At 69.7% G+C, this 24,448-nt stretch carries 21 protein-coding genes; 15 read left to right on the forward strand and 6 right to left on the reverse strand.

The window, feature by feature from the left end:
• The 3 genes from groEL to ACFE71_RS06855 all read right to left on the reverse strand — a co-directional run.
• Window positions 1-889, reverse strand: an 889-nt coding sequence (gene groEL / locus ACFE71_RS06845) for a chaperonin GroEL (RefSeq protein WP_375428060.1), incomplete at its 3' end; no start/stop codon positions are given.
• Window positions 890-962: 73 nt separating this feature from the next.
• A complete protein-coding gene (groES, locus tag ACFE71_RS06850) occupies window positions 963-1,253 on the reverse strand; it encodes a co-chaperone GroES (protein WP_375428061.1) in 291 nt (96 codons plus the stop codon).
• Window positions 1,254-1,381: 128 nt separating this feature from the next.
• Window positions 1,382-2,785 (reverse strand): MATE family efflux transporter, encoded by a 1,404-nt coding sequence (locus tag ACFE71_RS06855; protein ID WP_375428062.1) that lies wholly within the window; start codon window positions 2,783-2,785, stop codon window positions 1,382-1,384.
• A gap of 239 nt (window positions 2,786-3,024) precedes the next feature.
• Here ACFE71_RS06855 and sppA point away from each other — a divergent pair, with 239 nt between their 5' ends.
• The 6 genes from sppA (at window position 3,025) to ACFE71_RS06885 (ending at window position 7,631) form a co-directional block, all read left to right on the forward strand.
• A complete protein-coding gene (gene sppA, locus ACFE71_RS06860; RefSeq protein WP_375428063.1) occupies window positions 3,025-4,923 on the forward strand; it encodes a signal peptide peptidase SppA in 1,899 nt (632 codons plus the stop codon).
• A 13-nt stretch (window positions 4,924-4,936) separates the two neighbouring features.
• Complete coding sequence (locus tag ACFE71_RS06865) at window positions 4,937-5,458, forward strand: arsinothricin resistance N-acetyltransferase ArsN1 family B (RefSeq protein ID WP_375428064.1); 522 nt, start codon at window positions 4,937-4,939, stop codon at window positions 5,456-5,458.
• A 151-nt stretch (window positions 5,459-5,609) separates the two neighbouring features.
• Window positions 5,610-5,915: a glycine zipper 2TM domain-containing protein gene (locus ACFE71_RS06870; protein WP_375428065.1), complete on the forward strand. Its 306-nt coding sequence runs from the start codon at window positions 5,610-5,612 to the stop codon at window positions 5,913-5,915.
• Window positions 5,916-5,924: 9 nt separating this feature from the next.
• Window positions 5,925-6,110: a hypothetical protein gene (locus tag ACFE71_RS06875; RefSeq protein WP_375428066.1), complete on the forward strand. Its 186-nt coding sequence runs from the start codon at window positions 5,925-5,927 to the stop codon at window positions 6,108-6,110.
• Between the two features lie 67 nt (window positions 6,111-6,177).
• Complete coding sequence (locus ACFE71_RS06880; RefSeq protein ID WP_375428067.1) at window positions 6,178-6,549, forward strand: fluoride efflux transporter FluC; 372 nt, start codon at window positions 6,178-6,180, stop codon at window positions 6,547-6,549.
• The gene (locus ACFE71_RS06885; protein ID WP_375428068.1) at window positions 6,546-7,631 is read left to right on the forward strand and encodes an RluA family pseudouridine synthase; all 1,086 of its coding nucleotides are present in this window, start codon (window positions 6,546-6,548) and stop codon (window positions 7,629-7,631) included. The genes ACFE71_RS06880 and ACFE71_RS06885 overlap by 4 nt, the downstream gene beginning before the upstream one ends.
• A gap of 19 nt (window positions 7,632-7,650) precedes the next feature.
• On the opposite strand, the gene ACFE71_RS06890 is transcribed toward ACFE71_RS06885, so the two are convergent.
• The gene (locus ACFE71_RS06890) at window positions 7,651-7,893 is read right to left on the reverse strand and encodes a DUF6894 family protein (RefSeq protein WP_375428069.1); all 243 of its coding nucleotides are present in this window, start codon (window positions 7,891-7,893) and stop codon (window positions 7,651-7,653) included.
• A gap of 170 nt (window positions 7,894-8,063) precedes the next feature.
• Here ACFE71_RS06890 and ACFE71_RS06895 point away from each other — a divergent pair, with 170 nt between their 5' ends.
• Genes ACFE71_RS06895 through ACFE71_RS06905 form a run of 3 tightly spaced genes read left to right on the forward strand, consistent with a single transcriptional unit; the run spans window position 8,064 to window position 9,654 of the window.
• Window positions 8,064-8,744, forward strand: coding sequence for an HAD-IA family hydrolase (locus ACFE71_RS06895; RefSeq protein ID WP_375428070.1), 681 nt, complete (start codon window positions 8,064-8,066; stop codon window positions 8,742-8,744).
• Complete coding sequence (locus ACFE71_RS06900; protein WP_375428071.1) at window positions 8,741-8,965, forward strand: hypothetical protein; 225 nt, start codon at window positions 8,741-8,743, stop codon at window positions 8,963-8,965. The genes ACFE71_RS06895 and ACFE71_RS06900 overlap by 4 nt, the downstream gene beginning before the upstream one ends.
• Window positions 8,962-9,654, forward strand: a complete 693-nt coding sequence (locus ACFE71_RS06905; RefSeq protein ID WP_375428095.1) for an ATP12 family chaperone protein — start codon at window positions 8,962-8,964, stop codon at window positions 9,652-9,654. The genes ACFE71_RS06900 and ACFE71_RS06905 overlap by 4 nt, the downstream gene beginning before the upstream one ends.
• On the opposite strand, the gene gmk is transcribed toward ACFE71_RS06905, so the two are convergent.
• Window positions 9,638-10,291: a guanylate kinase gene (gmk, locus tag ACFE71_RS06910; protein WP_375428072.1), complete on the reverse strand. Its 654-nt coding sequence runs from the start codon at window positions 10,289-10,291 to the stop codon at window positions 9,638-9,640. The genes ACFE71_RS06905 and gmk overlap by 17 nt on opposite strands.
• A 95-nt stretch (window positions 10,292-10,386) precedes the next feature.
• On the opposite strand from gmk, the gene ACFE71_RS06915 reads away from it, so the two are divergent.
• From ACFE71_RS06915 to ACFE71_RS06925, 3 genes are all read left to right on the forward strand, one after another.
• Entirely contained in the window at window positions 10,387-12,129 is a 1,743-nt protein-coding gene (locus ACFE71_RS06915) for a DEAD/DEAH box helicase (RefSeq protein ID WP_375428073.1), read from the forward strand.
• An 8-nt stretch (window positions 12,130-12,137) separates the two neighbouring features.
• Window positions 12,138-12,614: a YaiI/YqxD family protein gene (locus ACFE71_RS06920; protein WP_375428074.1), complete on the forward strand. Its 477-nt coding sequence runs from the start codon at window positions 12,138-12,140 to the stop codon at window positions 12,612-12,614.
• A gap of 72 nt (window positions 12,615-12,686) precedes the next feature.
• Window positions 12,687-13,814 carry a DUF5694 domain-containing protein gene (locus ACFE71_RS06925; RefSeq protein ID WP_375428075.1) on the forward strand — a complete coding sequence of 376 codons (1,128 nt, stop codon included), beginning with the start codon at window positions 12,687-12,689 and terminating at the stop codon, window positions 13,812-13,814.
• A gap of 129 nt (window positions 13,815-13,943) precedes the next feature.
• Here ACFE71_RS06925 and glf read toward each other — a convergent pair whose 3' ends face one another.
• Window positions 13,944-16,307, reverse strand: a complete 2,364-nt coding sequence (gene glf, locus ACFE71_RS06930) for a UDP-galactopyranose mutase (RefSeq protein WP_375428076.1) — start codon at window positions 16,305-16,307, stop codon at window positions 13,944-13,946.
• Between the two features lie 165 nt (window positions 16,308-16,472).
• Here glf and ACFE71_RS06935 point away from each other — a divergent pair, with 165 nt between their 5' ends.
• The 3 genes from ACFE71_RS06935 to ACFE71_RS06945 all read left to right on the forward strand — a co-directional run bounded on the left by ACFE71_RS06935 (window position 16,473) and on the right by ACFE71_RS06945 (window position 24,418).
• Window positions 16,473-18,593 carry a family 1 glycosylhydrolase gene (locus tag ACFE71_RS06935; protein WP_375428077.1) on the forward strand — a complete coding sequence of 707 codons (2,121 nt, stop codon included), beginning with the start codon at window positions 16,473-16,475 and terminating at the stop codon, window positions 18,591-18,593.
• A gap of 117 nt (window positions 18,594-18,710) precedes the next feature.
• A complete protein-coding gene (locus ACFE71_RS06940; protein WP_375428078.1) occupies window positions 18,711-21,815 on the forward strand; it encodes a S8 family peptidase in 3,105 nt (1,034 codons plus the stop codon).
• An 89-nt stretch (window positions 21,816-21,904) separates the two neighbouring features.
• Window positions 21,905-24,418, forward strand: a complete 2,514-nt coding sequence (locus ACFE71_RS06945) for an ATP-binding protein (protein ID WP_375428079.1) — start codon at window positions 21,905-21,907, stop codon at window positions 24,416-24,418.
• The last annotated feature ends 30 nt before the right edge of the window (window positions 24,419-24,448 follow it).

Genomic DNA, 24,448 nt, shown 5'->3' on the forward strand with positions numbered 1-24,448 from the left:
TGGTCAGGACGGCGATGTCCTCGAGCATCGCCTTGCGGCGATCGCCGAAGCCCGGCGCCTTGACGGCCGCGACCTTCAGACCGCCGCGCAGCTTGTTGACCACGAGCGTGGCGAGCGCCTCGCCCTCGATGTCCTCGGCGATGATCAGGAGGGGCCGCCCCGACTGGACGACGGCTTCCAGGATCGGGAGCATCGCCTGCAGGTTCGACAGCTTCTTCTCGTGGATCAGGATGTATGGATCGCTCAGCTCGACCGACATCTTCTCCGGGTTGGTAATGAAGTACGGGCTGAGGTAGCCGCGGTCGAACTGCATGCCCTCGACGACGTCGAGCTCGAAATCGAGGCCCTTCGCTTCCTCGACGGTGATCACGCCTTCCTTGCCGACCTTCTCCATCGCCTCGGCGATCTTCTCGCCGACGACGGTGTCGCCGTTCGCGGAGATGATGCCGACCTGGGCGATCTCCTGCGTGCCCGCGACGGGCTTGGAGCGGTTCTTCAGGTCCTCGACGACCTTGATGACGGCCATGTCGATGCCGCGCTTCAGGTCCATCGGGTTCATGCCGGCCGCGACCGACTTCATGCCCTCGCGGACGATCGCCTGGGCGAGGACGGTGGCGGTGGTGGTACCGTCACCCGCGACGTCGTTGGTCTTCGACGCCACCTCGCGCAGCATCTGCGCGCCCATGTTCTCGAACTTGTCCTTGAGCTCGATCTCCTTGGCGACGGTGACGCCGTCCTTGGTGATGCGCGGCGCGCCGAAGCTCTTGTCGATGACGACGTTGCGGCCCTTGGGGCCGAGCGTCACCTTGACCGCGTCGGCGAGGATGTCGACGCCGCGCAGGATGCGCTCGCGCGCGTCGCGGCTGAATTTAACGTCCTTGGCTGCCATGATGGCTACCCTTTCAGTAAGAGTGGAAGTTCACTAAAGTTCACGCCAACGAAGGCGGAAGAGGTCGAGGAAGTCAGGCCTGGACGATACCGAGGATATCCGATTCCTTCATGATCAGCAGTTCCTCGCCGTCGACCTTGACCTCGGTGCCCGACCATTTGCCGAACAGGATCTTGTCGCCGGCCTTGACCTCCAGCGGGTGGATCTCGCCGGTGTCGGAGCGCGCGCCGGTGCCGGCGGCGACGACTTCGCCCTCCTGGGGCTTTTCCTTGGCGTTGTCGGGGATGATGATCCCGCCCGCGGTCTTCTCTTCGGCTTCGACGCGGCGAACGAGGACGCGGTCGTGCAACGGACGAAAGTTCATGGCGCTGCCCTTTCCTGATGAATTGTGAAGGTTTCTTGGCACTCCCCGATCAGGAGTGCCAACACCGCGCATATGTGCCCCGATCTCCAGCGCGTCAACGGTGCCGGACGTATTTTATGAACGGATCGTCAGGCAGGTAGAAGCCCGAGCCGCTCGCGCATGGTCCATCGCCAGCCGAGCAGCAGCGACACGACCGCGAGCCCGACCGCGAGGCCCGTCCAGATGCCAATCCCGTCCCATCCCGCCGCGAAGCCGAGCAGCAGCGCGACGCCGAACCCGGCCGCCCAATAACCGAACAGCGCGATCAGCATGGGGACGCGCGTGTCCTGCACCCCGCGCAGCACCCCGGCCGCGACCGCCTGCGCGCCGTCGAAGAGTTGGAACATTGCGGCGAGCACCAGAAATTGAAGCGCGAGTTCGATAACTTCGGCGTTGGCGGGATCGTCCATGTCGAGATAGATCGACACGAACGGGCGCGGCGCGAGCAGGATCAGCGACGAGGTGACGGCCATGAAGCCGATCCCCACCGCCAGCGCGGTCCACCCGGCGCGCCCGATCCAGGCGCGGTCGGCCGCGCCGTAGGCCAACCCCACGCGGATCGTCGCCGCCTGCCCGATGCCGAGCGGGATCATGAAGGCGAGGGAGGCGATGTTGAGCGCGACCGCGTGCGCCGCCACCTCCGTGACGCCGATCAACCCCATCAGCAGCCCCGCCCCGCCGAACAGGGCGCCCTCGAGGGTGACGGTGACCGCGATGGGCGCGCCCAGCCGGACAATCTGCCCGATGCGCGCGCGCTCCGGGACCCACCAGCGGCCGAACAAGTGCCAGCGACGGAGCTTCGCGTCCCGGAGCAGGACCGCGACATAGGCGAGCATCATCGCGACGCTGGTCACGAGGCTGGCGAGCGCCGCGCCCTCCAGCCCAAGCGCCGGGACCGGCCCCGCGCCGAACACGAGCAGCCAATTGGCGAGCACCGCCACGCCCACCGCGACCCCGGCGATGACGAGCGCGTAGGCCGGGCGGCCGAGCGCGGCGGCGACGGTGCGCATCACGCCGGTCAGGACGGCGGGGATCAATGCCCATAGCAGGATGTCGAGGAACGCGTCGGCGCGCGCCGCGACGCGCGGGTCCTGCCCCGCCGCGCCGAGCAGCCATTCCCCATGCGCCAGCAGCAGCAGGAACGGCGCGCCCGCGAGCGCGGACAGCCACATCGCCATCCGGAACGACCGCCGGACCTCGCGCACCGCATGGCGACGCTGGCCGAGCTCGGCGGCGACGATCGGCGCGACCGCCCCGGTCAGGCCGGTCAGCGCCCACAGGACCAGGCCGTACAGGTACACGCCGAGCGTCGCGGCGGCGAACTCGACCTCGCCCAGCCGCGCGACGAACACGACGTCGACCGCGTACACCGCCATCTGGAGCAGGTTCGCGCCGACCAAGGGCGCGGCGAGCAGGGCCAGCGCGCGGAGCTCCCCGCGCCATGTCGCGGGCGCGGCGATGTCGCCGGTGGGGAGGATGGCGGGCGCGGACATGGCGGGCGCGGCCTAGCGGAGGGGAAACGGGTTGGACAGGCGGTGATCGACTTCAGGGGCGCGCCGCGGCAAAGCCGCGTCGTCGGACGTAGCCTCGCGGCCACGCCGGCCGTGCTTGGGCGAGTCGACCGGGCAAGGCCGGTCGCCGCCCGGCGCAAATGCGTATTGCCCCCGTACGACACTTACGCCAAGACCAAGCGGAATACGGCCTGCCCTCGCCGCCGTGCGGAGACTGAAACGTGAAGCTGGTACGCGGCGCCTGGCGGTTGTTGGTGGGGATCAAGGACGCGCTCGTCCTGATCGCCATGCTGCTGTTCTTCGGCCTCCTCTTCGCCGCGCTCGCCGCCAGGCCGGGCGGCAAGGCCGTCGGCGAGGGCGCGCTGCTGCTCGACCTGAACGGGCCGATCGTCGAGCAGCCGTCGGAGCCCGCCCCCTTCGCCGCCCTGTCGGGGCAGGTCGTGCCCGTCCAATATCGCCTCCGCGACGTGGTCCGCGCGATCGACGCGGCGCGCACGGACGCGCGCGTCAAGGCGGTGGTGCTCGACCTGGACGGGTTCGGCGGCGGGTATCCCGCGGCCTTGTCCGAGGTCGCCGACGCGCTGGTCCGCGTGCGGAACTCCGGCAAGCCCGTGCTCGCCTACGCCACCGGTTATACGGACGCGGGATACCGCCTCGCCGCCGCGGCGAGCGAGGTGTGGATCGACCCGATGGGCGGCACGATCTTCACCGGGCCGGGCGGTTCGCAGCCGTACCTGAAGGGCCTGCTCGACCGGCTGGGCGTCAACGCGCACATCTACCGCGTGGGGCGCTACAAGGCGGCGGTCGAGCCGCTGCTGTTGACCGGCCAGTCGCCCGAATCGCGCCAGGCGAGCGAGGCGCTATACGGGTCGCTGTTCGGGCAATGGCGCGACGCGATCCGCCGGGCGCGGCCGCGCGCGGCGATCGACGCGTTCCTGACCCAGCCCGACCGGGTGATCGTCGCGGCGGGCGGCGACATCGCGCGCGCGAACCTCCAGGCGGGGATCGTCGACAAGCTCGGCGACCGGATCGCGTTCGGCAAGCGCGTGGCGCAGCTGGCGGGGACCGACGCGAGCAAGGGCGCGGGCTGGTTCAGGCGGATCGGCTACGACCAGTGGCTGTCCGCCAACCGCATGCGGACGAGCGGCGACGCGATCGGGATCGTCACCGTCGCGGGCAACATCATCGACGGCCGGGCGGGTCCCGGCACGGCGGCGGGCGACACCATCGCCAAGGCGGTGCTCGACGGCCTCGCGACCGGGAACCTGAAGGCGTTGGTGGTGCGCGTGGACTCGCCCGGCGGCTCCGCCCTGGCCAGCGAGCGGATCCGGCTGGCGCTGGTCGAGGCGAAGCGGCGCGGCCTGCCCGTGGTCATCTCGATGGGCGGGCTGGCGGCGTCGGGCGGCTATTGGGTCGCGACGGCGGGCGACACGATCTTCGCCGAACCCAACACGATCACCGGGTCGATCGGCATCTTCGGCGTCGTTCCCACTTTCGAACGGTCGCTCGCCAAGATCGGGGTGACGTCGGACGGGGTCAGGACCACGCCGTTGTCGGGGCAGCCGGACGTGCTGGCGGGGACGAACGCCGCGGTCGACACCGTGCTGCAATCGGCGATCGAGAACGGGTACCGCCAGTTCATCGGCCGGGTCGCCGCGGCACGCAAGCTGATGCCGCAGCGGGTCGACGAGATCGGCCAGGGCCGCGTCTGGGACGGCGGCACCGCGCGGCAGATCGGCCTGGTCGACCGCTTCGGCGGGCTGTCCGACGCGGTGGCCGAGGCCGCGCGCCGCGCCCGGCTCGATCCCAAGGCGGTGCGCACCGTCTATCTGGAAAAGGAGCCCGGCTGGGCCGCGCAGCTCGCCTCATCGTTCCGCTCCGACCCCGAGGAGGCGCAAAGTGGGCAGTCGGGGGCCGGCGCGCCGACGGGCGACGCGTTCGGGCGGATCGCGGCGGAGCGGCGGCTGCTGCTGGCGCGGGCGGTGGCGGACGCCCGGATGCTCGCGACCGGCGGATCGGTGCAGGCGCGCTGCATTGAATGCGCCGGGCTGGGGCCGGTGACGGCGGAGGCGATGGACGTGAAGCTGCTCGACCTGATCCTTTCGCGGCTGGGCTGGTGATCCGACCGGACGCGTGATTCGGGTCCGGCCCGCGCGAACGGACGATGCCGTCGCGATCGCGGCGGTGTACGCGCCCTACGTGACCGACGGGGTGATCTCGTTCGAGCTCGACCCGCCCGACGCCGCCGAGATGGCGCGGCGCATGGCGGCGGGCGGAGCGCGCCACCCATGGCTGGTGGCGGAGGAGGACGGGCACGTGCTCGGCTACGCCTATGCCTCCGCTTTCCGGACTCGCGCGGCTTATGATTGGGCGGTCGAGACGACGGTGTACCTGGCGGACGATGCGCAAGGACGCGGGGTCGGGCGCGCCTTGTACGAGGAACTGCTCGCGCGGCTGACGAAAGCGGGTTTCACCCAAGCGGTGGCGATCATCGCGCTGCCGAACGATCCCTCGGTTCGGCTGCACGAGCGGCTCGGCTTCGCGCTCGTCGGCGTCAATCCGGCGATCGGGTGGAAGCACGACCGCTGGATCGATGTCGGCATATGGCAGCGCGCCTTGGCGGTGCTGGAAGAGCCCCGCCCATTCCCGGCCTGAATGCTAAGGGAATCTCAAGCCAAATGCGTCAAGCGACCAGCGTGATGCCTTAGCATTACGCACAGCCTACGGAGACGTTGTTTTGGGTTCATGCAACCGCCGCTACACCCGCCTCGTTATTTCCTCGTAATGTTCAAACAAGGAGTGTTCCATGCGTAAGATCCTGCTCGCCCTGGGCTGCACCGCGATGGTGGTCCCCGCCCTGACGGTGCCCGACGTCGCCGACGCCCAGCGCCGCTACAAGTACCGCGAGTATCGCGACGACCGTGGTCGCCTGCGTTGCCGCAAGCCCGACGGCACCACCGGCCTGGTCGTCGGCGGCGTGGCGGGCGCGTTGCTAGGCCGCACGATCGACACCGGCGGCGACCGGACGATCGGCACGCTGGGCGGCGCCGCCGCGGGTGCGCTCGCCGGCCGCGCGATCGATCGGGGTTCGAGCAGCCGCCGCTGCCGCTGAACCAAGGCGATGAACCAAAGAGGGCATCGCGACCGGATCGCGGTGCCCTTTTTCGTGCTGGATGATTTAACCGCCGCCCTCCACCCGGATGCGCGTAATCGAGGCGGCGGGCGTGGACGAGCCCGGCCGCTCCATGCGCGTCGTCGCCTTCCGCAGCTCCGCGCCGGTATGGACGCGATCGCCGACGCGGGCTGATCGTGGTCCCGAAGACGCCGGAACACCGCACCTCGCCCCCACGCCCGAAACAGGGTAACGGGCGCTCATGTCCTTGCTTCTCGTCATGGCCGGCGGGGCGATCGGGTCGGGAGCGCGCCATTTGTGCGGGCGCGCGGCCGTCGCGATCGCCGGGCCCGGCTATCCCTACGCTACCCTGTTCGTGAATCTGCTCGGCGGCTTGCTGATGGGCGTGCTCGCGGGGCTGCTTGCTCGCGGTGCGATCGTCGAGGGCTGGCGAGCCTTTGCGGGGGTCGGATTGCTGGGCGGTTTCACGACCTTTTCCGCGTTCTCGCTCGACGCCGTCCAGATGGCCGAACGGGGCGCGATGGGCATGGCGGCCGCCTATGTGCTCCTGTCGGTACTGGGTTCGATCGTTGCGCTGGTGCTGGGCCTCCAGCTCGCAAGGACGATCGCATGACGGACACCGTGCGCCAGTTCCCCATCGGCTATGACGATGACGGCATCCGCGTCGACCGCTGGTTCAAGCGGCACCTGCCCGACACCAGCTTCACCGCCGTCGCCAAATGGGCGCGTACGGGCCAGATCCGCTTGGATGGCGCGCGCGTCGGCCCGGGCGACCGCATCGCCGCGGGCCAGGTGCTCCGCGTCCCGCCGCCCGAGCCGGTGCGCATCGACGAGAAGCCCGTCCGCGAGCGGGTGCCGCTGACCGACGACCAGGTCGCCTATGTCAGCGAGATGGTCATCCACCGCGACGCCGCCGCGCTGGTGCTCAACAAGCCGCCGGGCTTGGCGACGCAGGGCGGAACCAAGACGACCGAGCATGTCGACGGCCTGCTCGACGCGTTCGCCGAAGGGGACGCGCGGCCCAAGCTCGTCCACCGGCTCGACAAGGACACGTCGGGCGCGCTGCTCGTGGCGCGCTCCGCCCGCGCCGCGGGGTTCTTCGCCAAGGCTTTCTCGAGCCGCACCGCGCGCAAGACCTATTGGGCGCTGGTCGTCGACGTCCCCTCGATCGATGACGGGCTGGTCGAGTTGCCCATCGCCAAGCAGCCCGGCACCGGCGGCGAGAAGATGCATGTCGACGAGGCGGAGGGGCTAGCCGCGCGCACCCGCTACCGCGTGATCGAGCGCGCGGGCAACCGCACCGCCTGGGTCGAGCTCCAGCCCTTCACCGGGCGCACCCACCAGCTGCGCGTCCATATGGCCGCGATCGGCCACCCGATCGTCGGCGACGGCAAATACGGCGGCCCCGCCGCGTTCCTGACGGGCGGGATCAGCCGCAAGATGCACCTCCACGCCAGGCGCATCCGCGTGGACCATCCCGACGGCGGGTCGATCGACGTGACGGCCGAACTACCGACGCACTTCGCCGAGAGCCTCGCAGCGCTCGGCTTCGAGGAGATGACGGGCAACTTCCTTCCCGACGATAATGAAAAGGTGCCGCCGTCCAAGGAGCTGATCAAGACGCGGTCCAAGGCGCACGCCAAATCGGTGCGGAAAGCGCGGCGCGGGGAGCGCCGCGGGCGGGGCGAGCGGTGAACTGACGATCGAAGAAGCGTCAGCGGGCGTCGATCTTGACGGTGTCCTTTATCGGGACAGTCGCGAAAGTCTTGCCGGCGACTTTGATGATGTCGACGCGGCAACCCACGCAAAGTTCACCTGTTTTCACTTCGGCGCCAATAACGGCGTCCGCCGAACAAATGGCTTGCTGCCTGGCCGCATCCAAGTCGATCAACTCGATACCGTCGTGATCCTCGAATGTCGGTCCGCGCTCGGGAAATTGGAAATAGAAGCGCGCCATGACCCCACTTCCTTTTTTTACTATGTCAAACTCATATTATAGATTCGATCTGCATTCCATCACGCACGTTAGTCTCCGAAAAAACTTTCTTACCATTCCTACATCTGCGGAATGCCCGTTCCGAACGGCCGCGGCCCTTTACTCCGCTTGCGCCGGCGCGTCGCGCGCCTATGGACCTTCCCGTGCCAAGCCCCGTCCGCCTCGCCATCTTCGACTGCGATGGGACGCTCGTCGACAGCCAGGCGAACATCTGCCGGGCGATGGAGCGGGCGTTCGCGCTGCACGACGCCGCGCCGCCGCCGCGCGCGGCCGTTCGGCGCATCGTGGGGCTGAGCCTGGTGGAGGCGGTGCGGGTGCTGAGCCCGGACCGGGACGACGCGTTCCACAGGCGGCTGGCGGAGGAGTATAAACAGGTGTTCCGCGCGATGCGGGCGGACTCCCGGCTCGACGACGAACCGCTGTTCGACGGGGTGGCGGAGGTGCTGGACGGCTTGCGCGGGCGGGGCTGGACGTTGGGCGTCGCGACGGGAAAATCCGATCGCGGGCTCGTGCACGTTCTGGACGCGCACGGGATCGCAGACCGGTTCGCGACGCTCCAGACCGCCGACCGGCATCCGTCCAAGCCCGACCCGGCGATGGCGCTCGCCGCGATGGCCGAGGTCGGGGCCGCGCCCGCCGACTGCGTGATGATCGGCGACACCAGCTTCGACATGGCCATGGGCCGCGCGGCGGGGACGCGGGCGGTCGGGGTCGCCTGGGGCTATCACGCGGTCGATGAGTTGATCGCCGCCGGGGCCGATGTCGTCGCGACCGTTCCGCGTGATCTGCCGCGCCTGCTGGGGGCGTCGTGAACGATCCCGACGAGCTGCTGGCGCGCCGCCGTTACTATACCATGGCAGCGGTCGAGCTCGCGGGCGTCGCGGGGGCGGTGTTCGGGCTAGTGCTGATCGGGCGTAGCGTGGGCACGATCCCGCGCGTGATCGGCGCGGCGATCGTCATCTCCGCGCTGCTGATGATCGCGTCGGTGCCGCGCGCGATGGCCCGGCGGTGGCGGACTCCGCCCGGCGGATGAAGCGGTTCTGGAACGCGGTGAGCGTCGGCCCCGACCGGGTGGTCGCGCTCGACGGGCGGCCGGTGCGTACCCCCGGCCGCGCGCCGCTCGCGCTTCCGACCGATGCGCTCGCGACGGCGGTCGCGGATGAGTGGCGCGCGGTGGGCGAGGTGGTGGACCCGCGCGCGATGCCGCTCACCGGGCTCGCCAACGCCGCGATCGACCGGATCGCGCCCGATCCCGCGACCTTCGCCGCCGGGCTGGCGCGCTATGGCGAGAGCGATCTGCTGTGCTACCGCGCGGCAGGCCCCGAGCCGCTCGTGGAGCGCCAGGCGGCGGCGTGGGATGCGCCGCTGACCTGGGCAAGCGGGCGGTACGACGCTCACTTCGCCGTCGCGACCGGAGTGATGCACGTCGCCCAGCCAGCGCTCACGATCCAGCGGCTGAGCGACGCGATCGCGGCGCGGGACGCCTGGACGCTCGCGGCGTTGTCGCCGGTGGTGACGATCACCGGCTCGCTCGTGCTCGCGCTGGCGCTGGCGGAGCGCGCGATGACGGCGGACGCGGTGTGGGCGGCATCGACCGTCGATGAGGATTGGCAGGCGGAGCTGTGGGGCGAGGACGCGCTCGCGACCCAGGCGCGCGCGGCGCGGCGGGCGGAGTTCGACGCGGGGGTCCGCTTCCTGGAGGCGGTCAGGACACCGTCGTGAGCTTGCGGATGAAGCCGATCAGCCCCGTCTGACGCGAGCGCTTCAGCCGTTCGGCCGCCAGGATCGTGCGGACGCGCTCGAAACACCCCTCCACATCCTCATTGACCAGGACGTAGTCATATCCGTCCCAATGGCTGACCTCGTTCGCGGCGCGCGCCATGCGGGCGTCGATCACTTCGACCGCGTCGGTCGCACGGCGGAGCAGGCGCTCGTGGAGCTCCTCCATCGAGGGGGGCAGGATGAACACGCGCACCACGTCGCCGCCCGCGATCTGGTGGAGCTGCTGCGCGCCCTGCCAGTCGATGTCGAACAGCACGTCGCGCCCCGACGCCAGCATCGCGTCGACCGCCGCGCGCGGGGTGCCGTAACGCTGGCCGAACACGTGCGCCCATTCCAGGAACTCGTGGTCCGCGACCATCCTACGGAAGCGGTCGAGGTCAACGAAATGGTAGTCGCGCCCGTCCTCCTCGCCCGGCCGCATCGCGCGGGTGGTGGCGGAAACCGACATCTCCAGCTCGGGCTCGGCGGCGAGGAGCTTCCTGGCGATCGTCGACTTGCCCGCTCCCGACGGCGAGGACAGCACGAACAGGACGCCCCGGCGCTGCATGCCGTGCGGGTCGGAGAGGAAGGGGTTCATGCGCGCCCATGACGTGCGCGAACGCCCCCCGTCAAGGGAGCGGGGCGGGCGCGCCACTTGCCCCGGCGGTCGATAAGGGCCATTTGGTCACGTTCATGACATTCCCCACACTACCCGCCGCGCTTGCCGCGGCATTGTCCGCGCGCGGCTATGCCGACCCCACTCCCGTCCAGGCGGCGGTGCTCGACGAGGCCGCGCGTGGGCGCGACCTGCTCGTCTCCGCCCAGACCGGGTCGGGCAAGACCGTGGCCTTCGGGCTCGCCTTCGCGAACGAACTGCTCGACGAGGACGGCAAGCTGCCGGTCGCCGCCAAGCCGCTGGCGCTCGCCATCGCGCCGACGCGCGAGCTGGCGCTGCAGGTCGCGACCGAGCTGAACTGGCTTTACGAGGGCGCGCGCGGGCGGGTCGTCACCTGCGTCGGCGGGATGGACGCGTCCAAGGAGCGGCGCTCGCTGAACCATGGCGCGCATATCGTCGTCGGCACGCCCGGCCGGTTGCGCGACCATCTGGAGCGCGGCAGCCTCGACCTGTCCGCCCTGCGCGCGGCGGTGCTCGACGAGGCGGACGAGATGCTCGACATGGGCTTTCGCGAGGACCTGGAGCAGATCCTCGACGCGACCCCGGCCGAACGGCGCACGCTCCTGTTCTCCGCGACCATCCCTCGCCCGATCGTCGCGCTCGCGCGCACCTACCAGCGCGACGCGCACCGGATCGAGACCACGGCGGGCGAGCGCGGGCATGGCGACATCGCCTACCAGGCGGTGACCTGCGCGCCCGCCGACATCGAGAACGTCGTCGTCAACCTGCTTCGCCTGCATGAGGCGGAGACCGCGATCCTGTTCTGCGCGACGCGCGACAATGTCCGCCACCTGCATGCGTCGTTGAACGAGCGCGGCTTCGGCGCGGTGGCGCTGTCGGGCGAGCATAGCCAGTCTGAGCGCAACCACGCGCTCCAGGCGCTGCGCGACGGCCGCGCGCGCGTCTGCGTCGCGACCGACGTGGCGGCGCGCGGCATCGACCTGCCCGGCCTGTCGCTCGTCGTCCATGTCGAGGTGCCGCGCGACGCCGAGGTCCTCCAGCACCGATCGGGCCGCACCGGCCGCGCGGGCGCGAAGGGCACCGCCGTCATCATCGTCCCCTACCCGCGCCGCCGCCGGGTCGAGGGCATGTTGCGCGGCGCGCGGATCGAGGCGAGCTGGATCCAGCCGCCGACTCCCGAGGCGATCCGCGCCGCCGACCGCGACCGCCTGCTCGTCAAGCTCCTCGCCCCGGTCGAGGTCGACGAGGAGGACCGGGCGCTCGCCGAGCGTCTGCTGAGCGAGAAGACGCCCGCCGAGATCGCCGCCGCGCTCGTCCACGCGCACCGCTCCGCCCTCCCCCCGCCCGAGGAACTGATCGCGGCGGAGCAGCGCGCCGAGCGCCGTCCGCCGCGCCCAGATATCGAAAGAGGGGACTTCGGCCCCTCCGCCTGGTTCCGGCTGGATGCGGGCCGCCGTCAGAACGCCGATCCGCGTTGGCTGCTGCCGCTGCTCTGTCGACGCGGGCACGTGTCCAAGGACGAGATCGGCGCGATCCGCATTGGTCCGAACGAGACACAGTTCGAGGTGCGCGGCGACGTCGCCGGGCGATTCGCGCAGGCGCTCGGCCGCACGGCGGGAACGGACGATAGCGGCATCGCGATCGAGCCAATGGACGGCGCGCCCTCCGGCCCGCCCCCACGCTCGAACGACGGCCCGCGCCATCACGCGCGCTCGACGGGCCAGCGCCCAACTGGACCGCGTACCGGCCAGCCGCATCGCGGTCAGCCGCGCAGCGTGCCGGGACGCGGGCCCCGCTGAGCGGCGCGGTGACGGGTCGGCGCATCCTGGTCGACGCCGACGCCTGCCCCGTCAAGGACGAGGTCTACCGCGTCGCGCTCCGCCACGGGGTGCCCGTCACGATCGTCAGCAACTCCCCCATTCGCGTCCCCGACCACCCGCTGATCGGGCGGATGGTCGTGGGCGACGCGTTCGACGCCGCCGACGACTGGATCGCCGAGCGCGCCGGCCCCGGCGCGGTGGTGATCACCGGCGACATCCTCCTGGCGGACCGCGCGCTGAAGGCGGGCGCGGCCGCGCTGTCGCCGACGGGCAAGCCCTTCACCGCCGCCTCGATCGGCGGCGCGATCGCCACCCGCGCGATCATGGCCGACCTGCGCGCGGGTGGCGACGCGATCCGCGGTCCTATCCCGTTCGGCAAGGCGGACCGGTCACGGTTCCTGCAGGCGCTCGACGAGGCGCTGATGCGGTTGGGGCGTGGTAGCGAAGCTTTGAAAGCTCCTTGATTTTAACACTCGCGCGGAATTTTAGCGTCCTAGTGTGTTGCCTGACTAGATCACCTGTTGTAGTGAGCGTCCATGTTGCTTCTTAGACGTTCCATCTCCGGCCGCTCGGTACGCCGCTTGCATGCCGGATTGATCGGCTTCCTACTCCTATCATCAGGTGTCGCCTTGGCGCAGGAATATCGGCCATCCTTCCGTCCCGAGACGCTGAAAGGTCCGCCGGTCGGTTTACCGAACCAGGTACTTGTGCTTGGCACGAGTCACCTCTCGGGCCTTCCCGAAACCTTTACGCCTATAATGCTGTCGCCGCTCCTGGATCGGCTCGCGTCATGGCGTCCAACGGCCATCGCGACGGAAAACCTTTCAGGCCTCCAATGCGACGGCCTGCGTCGCTATCCAGCGCGCTACGCCGGGACAGTTCAAGCCTATTGTCCCGACCCCGCGCCGGCTGGTCATGCGACCGGCCTGGATGTGCCCGCCGCCAATGCCGAAGCCGAACGGCTCCTCGCGGCTTGGCCGGCTGCGCCATCCCCGGCGCAACGGCGTCACCTGGCGGCGATCTTCCTGGCCGCGGGAGAGCCCGGTTCGGCGCTGGTGCAATGGCTCAGGCTGTCTCCGGCTGAACGACGCGCAGGCGACGGACTGAACGACGAGCTGGTCGTCGCGCTCGCCCAGGCCAAGGACCGACGCAACGAGACGAACCTTGTGTCCGCCGTGCTCGCGGCGCGGCTGGGATTGGAGCGTTTGTGGAGCGTGGACGACCATTCGGCCGATACCGCCGATGGCGTCGATCCAGCGGAGCGGAAGGCCGCTGCCGACGCGATCGCACGCGCATGGGATAATCCGGCGACCCACGCCCGACAGGCCGAAAGCGCGATGTTGGAAAAAGACCTGATGCAGCCCGACGGCATCCTGAAGATGTACCGTGCGTATAATGCTCCAAGTGCCCCCGCTCTGGCTTACCAATCAGATTTTGGTGCGGCGCTCGTCGAGCCTTCCTCGCAGCGGTTCGGACGACAATATGTCGGATACTGGGAGACGCGTAACTTACGCATGGCGGCGAACATTCGCGATGTGCTCGGCCGCTATCCCGGCATGCGGCTGCTGGCGATTGTCGGAGCGTCCCATAAAGGTTATTATGAAGCATATCTAAATCAGATGCATGACGTCCAGCTTGTGGACGCCGATGCTGTACTTCGCTGAGCTCATTATAAAGGCATGAACCACAGCTTTGCTAGGCTTACTACGAGACGAACCCCGGCAAAGCCGCGTCCTCGGACAAGTCGAGCGCGTCTGAACCTGCTCGCTCGCCGATCGAGCTTGAGCGAGCCCCTAAGCTACTTGTAGCGCAAGCCGCCCGGCACTCTTGTTCAGCAGCTTGACCTCCAGCTTGCGGTGCGTCGCCAGCGCCTGCCCGACCACCTGGTCCATGTTGTAATACCGATAGGTCGCGAGCCGCCCCACGAAGGTCACGTCGCCCTGCGCGACCGCCAGCGCCTCGTACCGCTTGAACAGCGCTTGGTTCTCGTCCCGAGGGATGGGGTAGTAGGGGTCGCCCTCCGCCGACGGGATCTCGTAGGTGATGCTCGTCTTGGGATGCACCTGGCCGGTCAGGTACTTGTATTCGGTGATGCGGGTGTGGGGCGTCGACTCGTTGGGGTAGTTCACCACCGCGACCGGCTGGAACACCTCCCGGTCGTGCGTCTCGTGGCGGAACTGGAGCGAGCGGTAGGGCAGCTTGCCGTAGCGATGCCCGAAATACTCGTCGATCGGCCCGGTGAAGACGAGGTGATCGTGCGCGTAGGCCTCGCGCACCTTCTCGTAATCGACGCCCAGCAGCACGTCGATGTTCGGGTGGTCGAGCATCCGCTCGAACATCCGGGTGTACCCCTCCAGCGGCATCGCCTGGAAGCTGTCGGTGAAGTACCGGTCGTCCGTGTTCGTGCGCGTCGGGACGCGGCTGGTCACCGACTTGTCGAGTTCGGACGGGTCCATGCCCCATTGCTTCCTGGTATAGCCCTGGAAGAAGGTCTCATAGAGCTCGCGCCCGACCTTGGAGATGACGACGTCGGCGCTGGTCTTGACCACCGCCACCGGCTCGGCGCGGCTTTCCAGATACGCCGTGGCCTCCGCGTCGGTCTGGAGGTCCAAGTCGTAGAGCACGTTCAGCGTCGTGCGGTTGATCGGCATCGGCACCAGCTTGCCGTCGACGTCCGCCAGCACGCGGTGCTCGTACGGCCGCCACTCGGTGAACTTCGACAAGTGATCGACGACCTCGGCCGAATTGGTGTGGAAGATGTGCGGCCCGTATTGGTGGATCAGCACCCCCGCTTCGTCCAGGTGATCGAAGGCGTTGCCCGCGATATGCGGCCGCCGGTCGACCACCAGCACCCGCAGGTTCGATTGCGAGGCCAGCCGCTCGGCCATGACGGATCCCGCGAAGCCCGCGCCGACGATCAGCACGTCGTACCGCTCGCCGCGATCGGGCCAGCCGGTCGGGCTCACCACCGTCTCCAGCTTGCCGTGCTCGGCGACGGCCCGACCGATCAGGGCGGACATATCGGCGAAGGTACGGTCCCACGATCCGGTCGCGAGCTGCGCGTCGGCGCGCGCCAGCCACGACGCGTCCTCGCCATGCGCCATCGCCAACGCGGTCTCGCAGGCCTGGATGAAAGCTTGCGCCGTGTCCGCGATCCGGACCGCGTCCAACCCACCATAATGGCGCACCACGTCCGTCACCGGCGTCGACACGACCGGGCAGCCCGCCGCCAGATATTCGGGCGTCTTGGTGGGGCTGATGAAGCGGGTCGCGTCGTTGATGGCGAACGGCATTAGCGCGACGTCCCATCCGCGCATGTAGGCGGGCAGGTCGGCGTAATCGCGCCCGCCCAGATAATGGATGTTTGCCCGGCGCGGCAGGTCGGACTCGGCGATCTTCACCACCGGACCGATCACCACCAGCGACCATTCGGGATGCGCGTCTGCGATGGCGGCGAGCAGGTCGAGGTCGAACCGCTCGTCGACCACGCCCGCCCAGCCGAACTTTGGGCCCGAGATCCCCGCCTGATCGGCGGGCTCCGCCACCGTGGACCGAGCGCGTGCGAAATGGGCGACATCGACGCTCGACGGAAAGGCGTGGACGCTCGAATGCCGGTCGCGCTTGGCCTCGTACAGGCTGGTGCCGCCGGTGAAGACCAGATCGGCGATCCCGATCAACCGCTGCTCCAGCTCCAGCGTCTCGGCCGACGCGCCCTTGAAATTGGCGAGCTCGTCCATGCAGTCATAAACGGTGCAGTCGGCGTCCAGATGGTCCGAGATCGGCAGCATCATGGGGGTATAATACCAGCGCACCAGAGCGCCCTCCGCGGGGTTGGCGGCGAACCAGCCGTCGAGCAGGGCGCGCAGCTGCTCGCGCTCCCATCGACCCGGCGCGGCCAGTTCCGGCGTAAGTACCGTCACCCCCGTCGCGGCGTCCGTCGTCTCGCTCACGCGCGGTTCCAGCAGGCCCGCCACATAGATCGGCTCCTCCCAGAACAGCACGCGGTGCGTCTGGGCGAAACGGCTCATTAGATGCTGTGGACGCTGGAACACGAAATTCCAGCGCAGGTGCGACAGGCAGAGCAGGGTCGGGCTTCCGCTCGGCACCCGCGCATCGACGAGGTGGGGCTTGGAGGACGACTGACCCGGATTCTTCACTGAGCATGGAACCTTGCTGGTGGATGAACGACTTTAACCGCCGGGAGCGGCTCCTGTTCCCTGTAGGCCGGGCCAAGTCCCTGAAACGCAACGTGGATCAGGGTATGGAACGGAAATGTCGGTATGGCCTCCATCCAGGCCACCGAGCGCACGACGAGGTACGGCATGAAACGGACGATCGAAGCGGACGGCCTGCCTGAGTTGGAGATGTGGGGCGGGGCCGAGTGCACCGTCGCGCGCGTCGGCGACCGGTGGGGCGATCAGACGCGCCTGTCGGGCCATCACGAGCGCGACGGTGACCTGGCGGCGTTCGCGGATCTCGGCTTCCGGGCGCTACGTTATCCGGTGCTGTGGGAGCGGGTCGCGCCCGACCGGCCCGAGGATTGCGACTGGAGCTGGACCGACCGCCGGCTCGGTCGCTTGCGCGATCTAGGCGTCCGGCCGATCGCCGGGCTCGTCCATCACGGCAGCGGGCCGCACCACACGAACCTGCTCGATCCCGAATTCCCCGCCAAGCTCGGCGAATATGCGGGCCGCGTCGCCCGGCGCTATCCGTGGGTGACCGACTACACCCCCGTCAACGAGCCGCTGACGACCGCGCGCTTCTCGGCGCTTTATGGCTACTGGCATCCCCACCACCGCGATGAAGGGTCGTTCTGGACCGCGCTCGTCAACCAGGTCGACGGCGTCGGACACGCGATGCGCGCGATCCGCGAAGTCGCGCCGGATGCCCGGCTGATCCAGACGGACGATCTCGGCCGCACCTACGCGACCGCGCCGATGTTCGGCCAGGCGGCGTTCGACAATTTGCGGCGCTGGGCGGGATGGGACCTGCTGTTCGGTCGCGTCACGCCCGGCCATCCGCTGTGGGATCGCCTTGCCTATTTCGGCCTGGGTCGGCGGCTGGAGGCGCTCGCGGCCGCGCCTTGCCCGCCCGACATCGTGGGCGTGAATCATTACCTGACCAGCGACCGCTTCCTCGACCACCGGATCCAGCGTTACCCCGCGCGCACCCACGGCGCGAATTACGACGGCCGCTACGCCGACGTGGAGGCGGTCCGCGTCCTGGAACCCGCGCCGGGCGGTCTGGCCGGCGCGCTGCGCGAGGCATGGGAACGGTACCGTGTCCCGCTCGCGATCACCGAAGTCCATCTCGGCTGCACGCGCGAAGAGCAACTGCGCTGGGTGGGAGAGGCCTGGGACACCGCGCGCGCGCTTCGCGCCGCCGGCGTCGACCTGCGGGCGGTCACCGCGTGGGCGATGCTCGGCAGCCACGGTTGGAACACGCTCCTGACGGCCGACGGCGTGTACGAGCCGGGCCTGTTCGACGTCGGCGGAGTCGGGGGCGGGGTCGGGAGCGGGGTCGGGGGCGGTTCCGAACCGCGCCCGACCGCGCTCGCGCATGCCTGGCGCGGGTTGCCCGGGAACGCCGAGCGCCATCCGGTCGCGCGGACGCCGGGCTGGTGGCGGCGGCCGTCGCGGTTGATCCACCCGCCCGTCCGCCGTCCGGCGCGGTTCGAATGCGCCGCGTCCGCCCTGCCGGCAACCGCGCCGGCACCCGCGCCGCCGCTCCTGATCTATGGCGCGGCGGGCGCGCTCGGCCGCGCCATCGCGCGCCAGTGCGACGGACGCGGCATCCGCTACCTGCTCGCCGAACATCCGCGACCCGGACGGGAGACGGCGATCGCGGCCATGCTCGACCGGCACCGGCCCTGGGCGGTCATCGAAGCGGACGGCCGGGCGGGCGTCATTCCTCGCGCCCGCCTCGCGCTCGCCCGCGCCGCCGGGGAACGCGGGATCCGGCTGCTCGGCTTCATGGAGGACCTCGATGCGGGCGCGGACGCCGCGGCCGACGGGCGGCTCCTGATCCGCACGGGCGCGGTCTTCGGCCCGGAGGACGAGGACGGCCCGGCGGTCGATGCGGCGCGTGCGCTGGGCGAGGGACGGCGGTTCGCCGCGGCGGACGATCGCCCGTTCTCGCCGGCCTTCCGGCCCCGGCTCGCCGACGCCGCGCTCGACCTGCTGATCGACGGGGCGAGTGGCGACTGGCGACTGGCGCACGGGCCGCCGATGACCCCGGCGGCGTTCGCGCGCCGCGTCGCGCGCGCCTGCGGGCTCGACCCGTCGCTCGTGGACGGCGCCCCCTCGCCCGCGCCCCCCGCCCCGCTTCCTTGCGTCGGGGAAGCGGCGCTTGGCGACCTCGACGAGGCGCTCGGGCATTTCGCCCGGGGTTGGACCCAGAACATGGCCCGGCGCGCGGAGGCGGGCGAGACGCGCGCCGCCTGAGCCGCCTGTCGCGGCGGGTTTACGCATCGGTAACCCTATCCCTTCGCCTCCGGGTCAGCACTCATACCCTATCCGACATCGTCCCGTCGCGTTCGGCGGGCGAATCAGGGGGTTCCGATGCCTTTCGACGACCGGACACTATTAGGCGTCAGCGCGCTCGCGCTGACCTGTGCGCTCGCGGCCCCCGCCGGGGCGCAGACCGCCACGGCCCCGGCCGCCGCGTCGGTGCCGGCCGTCGAGGCCGACGCGCCCGTGCGCTTCGAAGCGATGAAGCTGAGGACGATGCGCGCCTTCTCCGGGCCGTTCGCGCTGCAGGACGGCAAGTACGCGACCTTCGCGGGCGAGGTCACCGGCACCCGTTACCGCATGCGCGCGTTCGCGGGCGACCTCACGGAGTCCCGGTACCGCATGCGCGCCTTCGCAGGCGACATCGCGGGTCTCCGGTACCGCATGCGCGCCTTCTCGTCTGACGTGCTCGGCGCGGCGGACGCGGGCATCTCCGAGTCGTACGGTAACAGCTTCTGGGGCGCGTCATACGCTCCGGCGGGCACGCTAGAGGCCAATCGCTACCGTATGCGCGCGTTCGAGGACGGCGTTCAGGGCTATGCGGACCGGGTTCGCGACATCATGAACCGCGTGCGTCCGGCCGACGGCTCCGTTTCCTCGTTCGAGGCGGCTCCCGGCGATTATCTCGGCATGCGCGATCAGATCGCGGCACTCGTCGCCCGGGGCAAGGACACCTACGGCTCGGCCGTCCAGACCAAGACCGGCAAGACGTTCGAGGCGGGCTTCGCGGACCCCATGCTCGCCAAATGGGGAATCGACCTAAACAGCGCCGCCTCGCTCGCCGAGGTGAACGAGGTCGACATGGAGTTGTTTCTGCTCGATTGGCGCGATAACCTGTTGCTCCATTCCGGCATCGACATGGCCGATCACTGGATGAAGCCGGTCAACTGGTCACCCGCGATGACGCACCAGCTGCAATCCGGCTTGTCGGGTCCCAAGGTCAGGGTCGGCCTGCTCGACTTCACCGTCACGGGCGACGCCCGGGCCAACATCGTCCGCTCGGGCGGCGTGTCGACCGTTGCGGGCATCCACGGATCGGCGGTGGCGAGCCTGATCGTCGGCGCGCATGACGGCCGCGGCGTGATGGGATTCGCGCCCAAGGCCGAGGTGATCGCCTATAATCCGTTCGACCAGACCGAGACGGCGTCCTGGGCCGACGTCAAGAACGGGCTCAAGTGGCTGGGTGACGACACCAAGGCCGATGCTCACGTCATCAACCTGTCGCTTGGCGTACCCGGCTTCACCTTCCACCAGGATTGGCGAAACGTGCTCGGCGACTCGGACGTCAAGTCCAAGATCCAGGACGCGGTATTCGTGATCGCCGCCGGCAACAGCGGCGTCACCCAGACCGGCAAGGTCGAGATGAACGGCGCGCTCGACAGCACTTTCCTGGTCGTCGGTTCGGTCGATCCGAACAGCGTCATCTCGGGTTTCTCGAACCGGCCGGGCAACACCTGCCTGACCGACGGCGGCGAGTGCAAGAACACCGCCGCCTGGACCAAGTCGAACGGCGCGTTCCTGAAGTCCGACTATCTGAAGGAGAGCGGCCTGTTGATGAACCGCTTCATCGTCGCGCCCGGCGAGTTCATGCTGGTCGACGACGGCGAGGGCGGCGTGACGCGCATGTCGGGCACTTCGTTCGCCGCGCCGCTGGTGTCGGGCACCGTCGCCCTGATCGCCGAGCGGTGGCCGTGGTTGACCGACAAGCCTATCGACGTCGCGCACATCATCTTGTCGACCGCCAGGGACCTGGGCGCCGTGGGTACCGACGGCGTCTATGGTCGCGGCATGCTCGACGTCGAGGCCGCGATGGCCCCGGTGGACTGGTCCAAGGTCACTTTCAAGCAGAGCACCAACGGCGGCGGCCTCGTCACCACGTCGCTGGCGACACTGAGAGCGACCAGCGCCGCCACGCGCTCGAGCTGGGAAGCGAACAAGGCGTACTTCTACGTGTTCGAGAACACCACCAACTCGCACCGCGACTTCTACATCCCGATGTCGTCCAAGCTGGTCGGGCAGACGGTGGGGTCGAACAGGGACCAGATGAACGCCTATCTCCAAAACCGCTTCCGGACGACGTTGGGCGCGCCCACGCGTTTCGCGAGCGGCGACGCGGGCGCGTACGCCTTCGGCCCGGCCCGGTTCAGCGCGCCGACGGCGGGCTTCGGGGAGCTCAACGCCTCCGTGACCATGACGCCCCGGACGTGGCGGCCGGGGCTGCGGCAGGGGACGGCGCCGTTCGACACGGGCATGGCCTTCAGCACCCCCGACGGGCGGATCGCGATGCGGTTCGGAAACGGTTCGGGCGGCGCGGACGTCGACGGCCGGGCGGGCTTCGGCTTCCGGTCCGACTACGATGTCGAGACCGGCGGCGCGAACCCGTTCCTGGGGCTCGCCTCGGGATCGGGCTACGTCGCGACCGACGTGGCGTTGACCGATCGGCTGACCGTGTCGGCGGGCGCGTCGACGCAGACCGCCAGGCGCGATCTGGATCAGCTGTCGAACCAGGACCGCATGGCGTTGGGCCGGCTCGAGCCCTACCGGGCGACCGCCAACCTGCTCTCGGCGCGCTACCGCGCCAACGGCTGGCTGAGCGCGACGGCGAGCTACACGATGCTCGACGAGGGCACGGGCCTGCTCGGCGTGCAGTCGCTCGACCAGTCCGACCTTCAGCACGGGACGACCACGGACGCCGCCACCTTCGGCGCGGACGTGACGCCCGGCCACGGGCTGGCGGTGTCGATGTCGGGCACGGTCGGCCGGACGCGGGCGACCGATCTGGGTCGCCAGAACATGGGCGTCGCGGCGGGCGGTCTCGTCAGCAGCGCGTTCCAGGTCGCCGTGGCGAAGAACGGCCTGTTCGACGGTCGGGACCGGGCGCGGGTCACCTTCGCCCAGCCGCTGCATGTCGAAAGCGGATCGATCGCGGTCAACCAGTTCAAGGTGATCGACCGCACGACCGGCGCGCTGGGTACGGAGGTCGAGACCTTCGCGCTGCAAAGCGGCGGCCGTCGCTTCGTCGCCGAGGCCGTGTACGGCCGATCGGTGCTGGACGGGCGGGCCGAGCTGGGCCTGTTCGGCCGCGCCGACCTGAAGGGTGACGCGGTCGCCCGGTCGGCGGTGACGCTCGGCGGGAGCTTTCGCCTGGGCCTCTGATCCCGGGTCGCCGACCGGAAGGGCCGCCGTCGACGGACGGCGGCCTTTTTTTAATATCGTCTTAAGCATCGGGCGCTATCATCCGGCCCATGCGTACACGCCCCAGCTCCACGCACCTGGCGTTCGCACTACTGCTCGCGGCCGCGCCCGCCTCCGTGGCGGCGGCCCCGGCCGAACCGGCCGGCTACGCCGCCTTCGACAAAAGCGTCGCCGCCACGAAGAACGCGATGATGGGCGATCCGGCCAAGGCGCTGGCGTCGGCCGAGCGGGCGATGACGCTCGCCGACGGGTTGCCCGCCGGACCGCGCCGGGAACTGGCGTTGACCACCGCGGGATGGTTGAAGGGCGAGGCGTTCATCTTCCTGGACGACGCCGACGCCGCCGCTCCGGTCGTCCGGGCCGCGCTCGCCGCGGCGGAGCGGATCGCCCCCAATACGAAACTGCACGGCGACACGATCCGGTCGCACGGCAGCGTCGCCGCCCTGTCGGGCCGTCCGCTGGAGGCGCTTCACGATTATCAGCGCGCCTACAACGTCTTCCAGCGCGCGGGCGAACCGCGTAGCCGCGCGCTGACGCTCCAGGACATCGCCCTCATCTATTACGAGGCGGGCGACTATGCCCGCGTGCTCGAATATTCGCGCCAGGCGGAGGCCGCGTACCCGGGCGACCCGATGCTGACGCTGACGCTGCGGAACAACCGGGGCGAGGCGTATCGGCAGCTGAGGCGGTACGATCTCGCATCCGTCGAACTCCGGTCCGCGCTGACCCAGGCGCACAAGCTCAACAACTCGCTGCTTCTGGCGCGGCTCTACGCGAACCTCGCCAGCTCGGAGACGCAGGCGGGCCGTCTGGCCGCCGCGAAGGCCGCGATCGATCAAGCGATGAGGTTCGTCACGCTCGACGACGCCGCTTCCGGGCGATCGACCGTGTTCGGGGCGGCGGCGGAGGTGGCCGTCGGATACGGGGACTTCAAACTGGCCGAGCGGTGGCTGGGCCGCACCTTCGAGGGCGTCGAGCTAGAGCGGTCGGGTATGGAATTCCGCGAGCATCATCATATCGCGGCGCTCGTCTACGAGAAGCTCGGCGACAGCGTGCTCGCGCTTCGGCACCTGAAGGCGTTCCAGCGGCTGGAGGCGGAAGCGCGGAAGCTGACCGCGTCGATGGCGTCGCAGCTCATGGCCGCGCGGTTCGACTTCGCCAACCAGGACCTCCAGATCGCCAAGTTGAAGCAGGACCAGCTCGTCCGCGCGGTGGAAGCGGAACGCGAACGGACCCGGTTGCGCACCATCCTGTTCGGCGGGCTGCTCGCGGTCGCCGCCATCGTGCTCGGCCTTCTCCTGTTCGGCATCTTCGCCATCCGTCGGAGCCGCGACGCGGTGGCGGCGGCCAACACGTCGCTCATCGACGTCAACGGCGCGCTCGAAAAGGCGTTGACCGCCAAGACCGAGTTCCTGGCCACCACCAGCCACGAGATCCGCACGCCGCTGAACGGCATCCTGGGAATGACGCAGGTGCTGCTCGCCGACCGCGGCATCGACGCGGGCGTGCGCGAGCGGATCGAGGTGGTCCACGGCGCGGGCGAGACGATGAAGGCGCTGGTCGACGACATCCTCGACGTCGCCAAGATGGAATCGGGCGAACTAACCGTCGCATCCGAGCCGACCGACCTGCTCGCGATCCTGGACGACGCCGCGCGGCTGTGGAGCGGGCAGGCGCAGGCGAAAGGGCTGGAGCTCGTGCTCGACATGGACGGCGCGCCCAGGCGGATCGTGACGGATGGCGGGCGGCTGCGCCAGATCGTCTTCAACCTCATGTCCAACGCATTGAAATTCACCAGCATCGGGCGCGTGACCCTCTTCGCGGGCGTCGGGACGGCCGCCGACGGCGTGGAAGGCCTGGTGATCCGCGTGGTCGACACCGGCATCGGCATCCCGCTCGACCAGCAGGCGGTGATCTTCGAGGCGTTCAAGCAGGTCGACGGCGGCACCACGCGCCAGTTCGGCGGCACGGGCCTGGGCCTGGCCATCTGCAAGAAGCTGGCGATCGCGCTGGGCGGCGACATCGCCGTGTCGAGCGTCATGGGTCAGGGCACGACATTCGAGGCGCTGTTGCCGCTCGTCCGCGCCGAGGTCGAGCCCGCATCGACCGTCGAGCTCGAGCACGACCGGACGCTGGCCGACGCGCGCATGCTGATCCTCGACCGCAATCCGCTGAACCAGGGCGTCATGCGCGTGCTGCTCGGCGCGGAGGCGGAAGGGGTGGTCGTCGCCGACACCGCCGCCGACGTGCTCGCCGCGCTGGCGAGGCCGGGCGCGCCGACCCACATCGTGATCGACGCGGGTTCGATCGCGGCGGAGGGCGTCGACCTCGTTTCCGTCTTGCGCGACCTGACAAACGCGGCGCGCACGGCGGGCGCGCATTGCAGCCTGCTGCTCGCGCCGGCCGCCGGCCTCGCCATTGCCGAGGCGATGGCGGTGGGGGCCGAGCAGCTGATCGTGAAGCCGATCGGCGCGGGCGACCTGATGGCGGCGCTGAAATCGCTTTACGGCGATGATCCCGACAGCCTGGTCGCCCCCGACCTGCTCGGCACGCGCGCGGCTTGAGGCGCAAGGCACAAATCGGTAACGTGTTGT

It is taken from the genome of uncultured Sphingomonas sp., from assembly GCF_964237155.1.
In the GTDB taxonomy this organism is placed as follows: Bacteria; Pseudomonadota; Alphaproteobacteria; order Sphingomonadales; family Sphingomonadaceae; genus Sphingomonas.

What these genes read in the sequence shown, in the direction of transcription:
- groES (WP_375428061.1), bottom strand. Translation starts at nt 1,253, where the DNA reads ATGAACTTTCGTCCGTTGCACGACCGCGTCCTCGTTCGCCGCGTCGAA.
- ACFE71_RS06855 (WP_375428062.1), bottom strand. Translation starts at nt 2,785, where the DNA reads ATGTCCGCGCCCGCCATCCTCCCCACCGGCGACATCGCCGCGCCCGCG.
- ACFE71_RS06870 (WP_375428065.1), top strand. Translation starts at nt 5,610, where the DNA reads ATGCGTAAGATCCTGCTCGCCCTGGGCTGCACCGCGATGGTGGTCCCC.
- ACFE71_RS06875 (WP_375428066.1), top strand. Translation starts at nt 5,925, where the DNA reads ATGAACCAAAGAGGGCATCGCGACCGGATCGCGGTGCCCTTTTTCGTG.
- ACFE71_RS06880 (WP_375428067.1), top strand. Translation starts at nt 6,178, where the DNA reads ATGTCCTTGCTTCTCGTCATGGCCGGCGGGGCGATCGGGTCGGGAGCG.
- ACFE71_RS06885 (WP_375428068.1), top strand. Translation starts at nt 6,546, where the DNA reads ATGACGGACACCGTGCGCCAGTTCCCCATCGGCTATGACGATGACGGC.
- ACFE71_RS06890 (WP_375428069.1), bottom strand. Translation starts at nt 7,893, where the DNA reads ATGGCGCGCTTCTATTTCCAATTTCCCGAGCGCGGACCGACATTCGAG.
- ACFE71_RS06895 (WP_375428070.1), top strand. Translation starts at nt 8,064, where the DNA reads ATGGACCTTCCCGTGCCAAGCCCCGTCCGCCTCGCCATCTTCGACTGC.
- ACFE71_RS06905 (WP_375428095.1), top strand. Translation starts at nt 8,962, where the DNA reads ATGAAGCGGTTCTGGAACGCGGTGAGCGTCGGCCCCGACCGGGTGGTC.
- gmk (WP_375428072.1), bottom strand. Translation starts at nt 10,291, where the DNA reads ATGAACCCCTTCCTCTCCGACCCGCACGGCATGCAGCGCCGGGGCGTC.
- ACFE71_RS06915 (WP_375428073.1), top strand. Translation starts at nt 10,387, where the DNA reads ATGACATTCCCCACACTACCCGCCGCGCTTGCCGCGGCATTGTCCGCG.
- ACFE71_RS06925 (WP_375428075.1), top strand. Translation starts at nt 12,687, where the DNA reads ATGTTGCTTCTTAGACGTTCCATCTCCGGCCGCTCGGTACGCCGCTTG.
- ACFE71_RS06935 (WP_375428077.1), top strand. Translation starts at nt 16,473, where the DNA reads ATGAAACGGACGATCGAAGCGGACGGCCTGCCTGAGTTGGAGATGTGG.
- ACFE71_RS06940 (WP_375428078.1), top strand. Translation starts at nt 18,711, where the DNA reads ATGCCTTTCGACGACCGGACACTATTAGGCGTCAGCGCGCTCGCGCTG.
- ACFE71_RS06945 (WP_375428079.1), top strand. Translation starts at nt 21,905, where the DNA reads ATGCGTACACGCCCCAGCTCCACGCACCTGGCGTTCGCACTACTGCTC.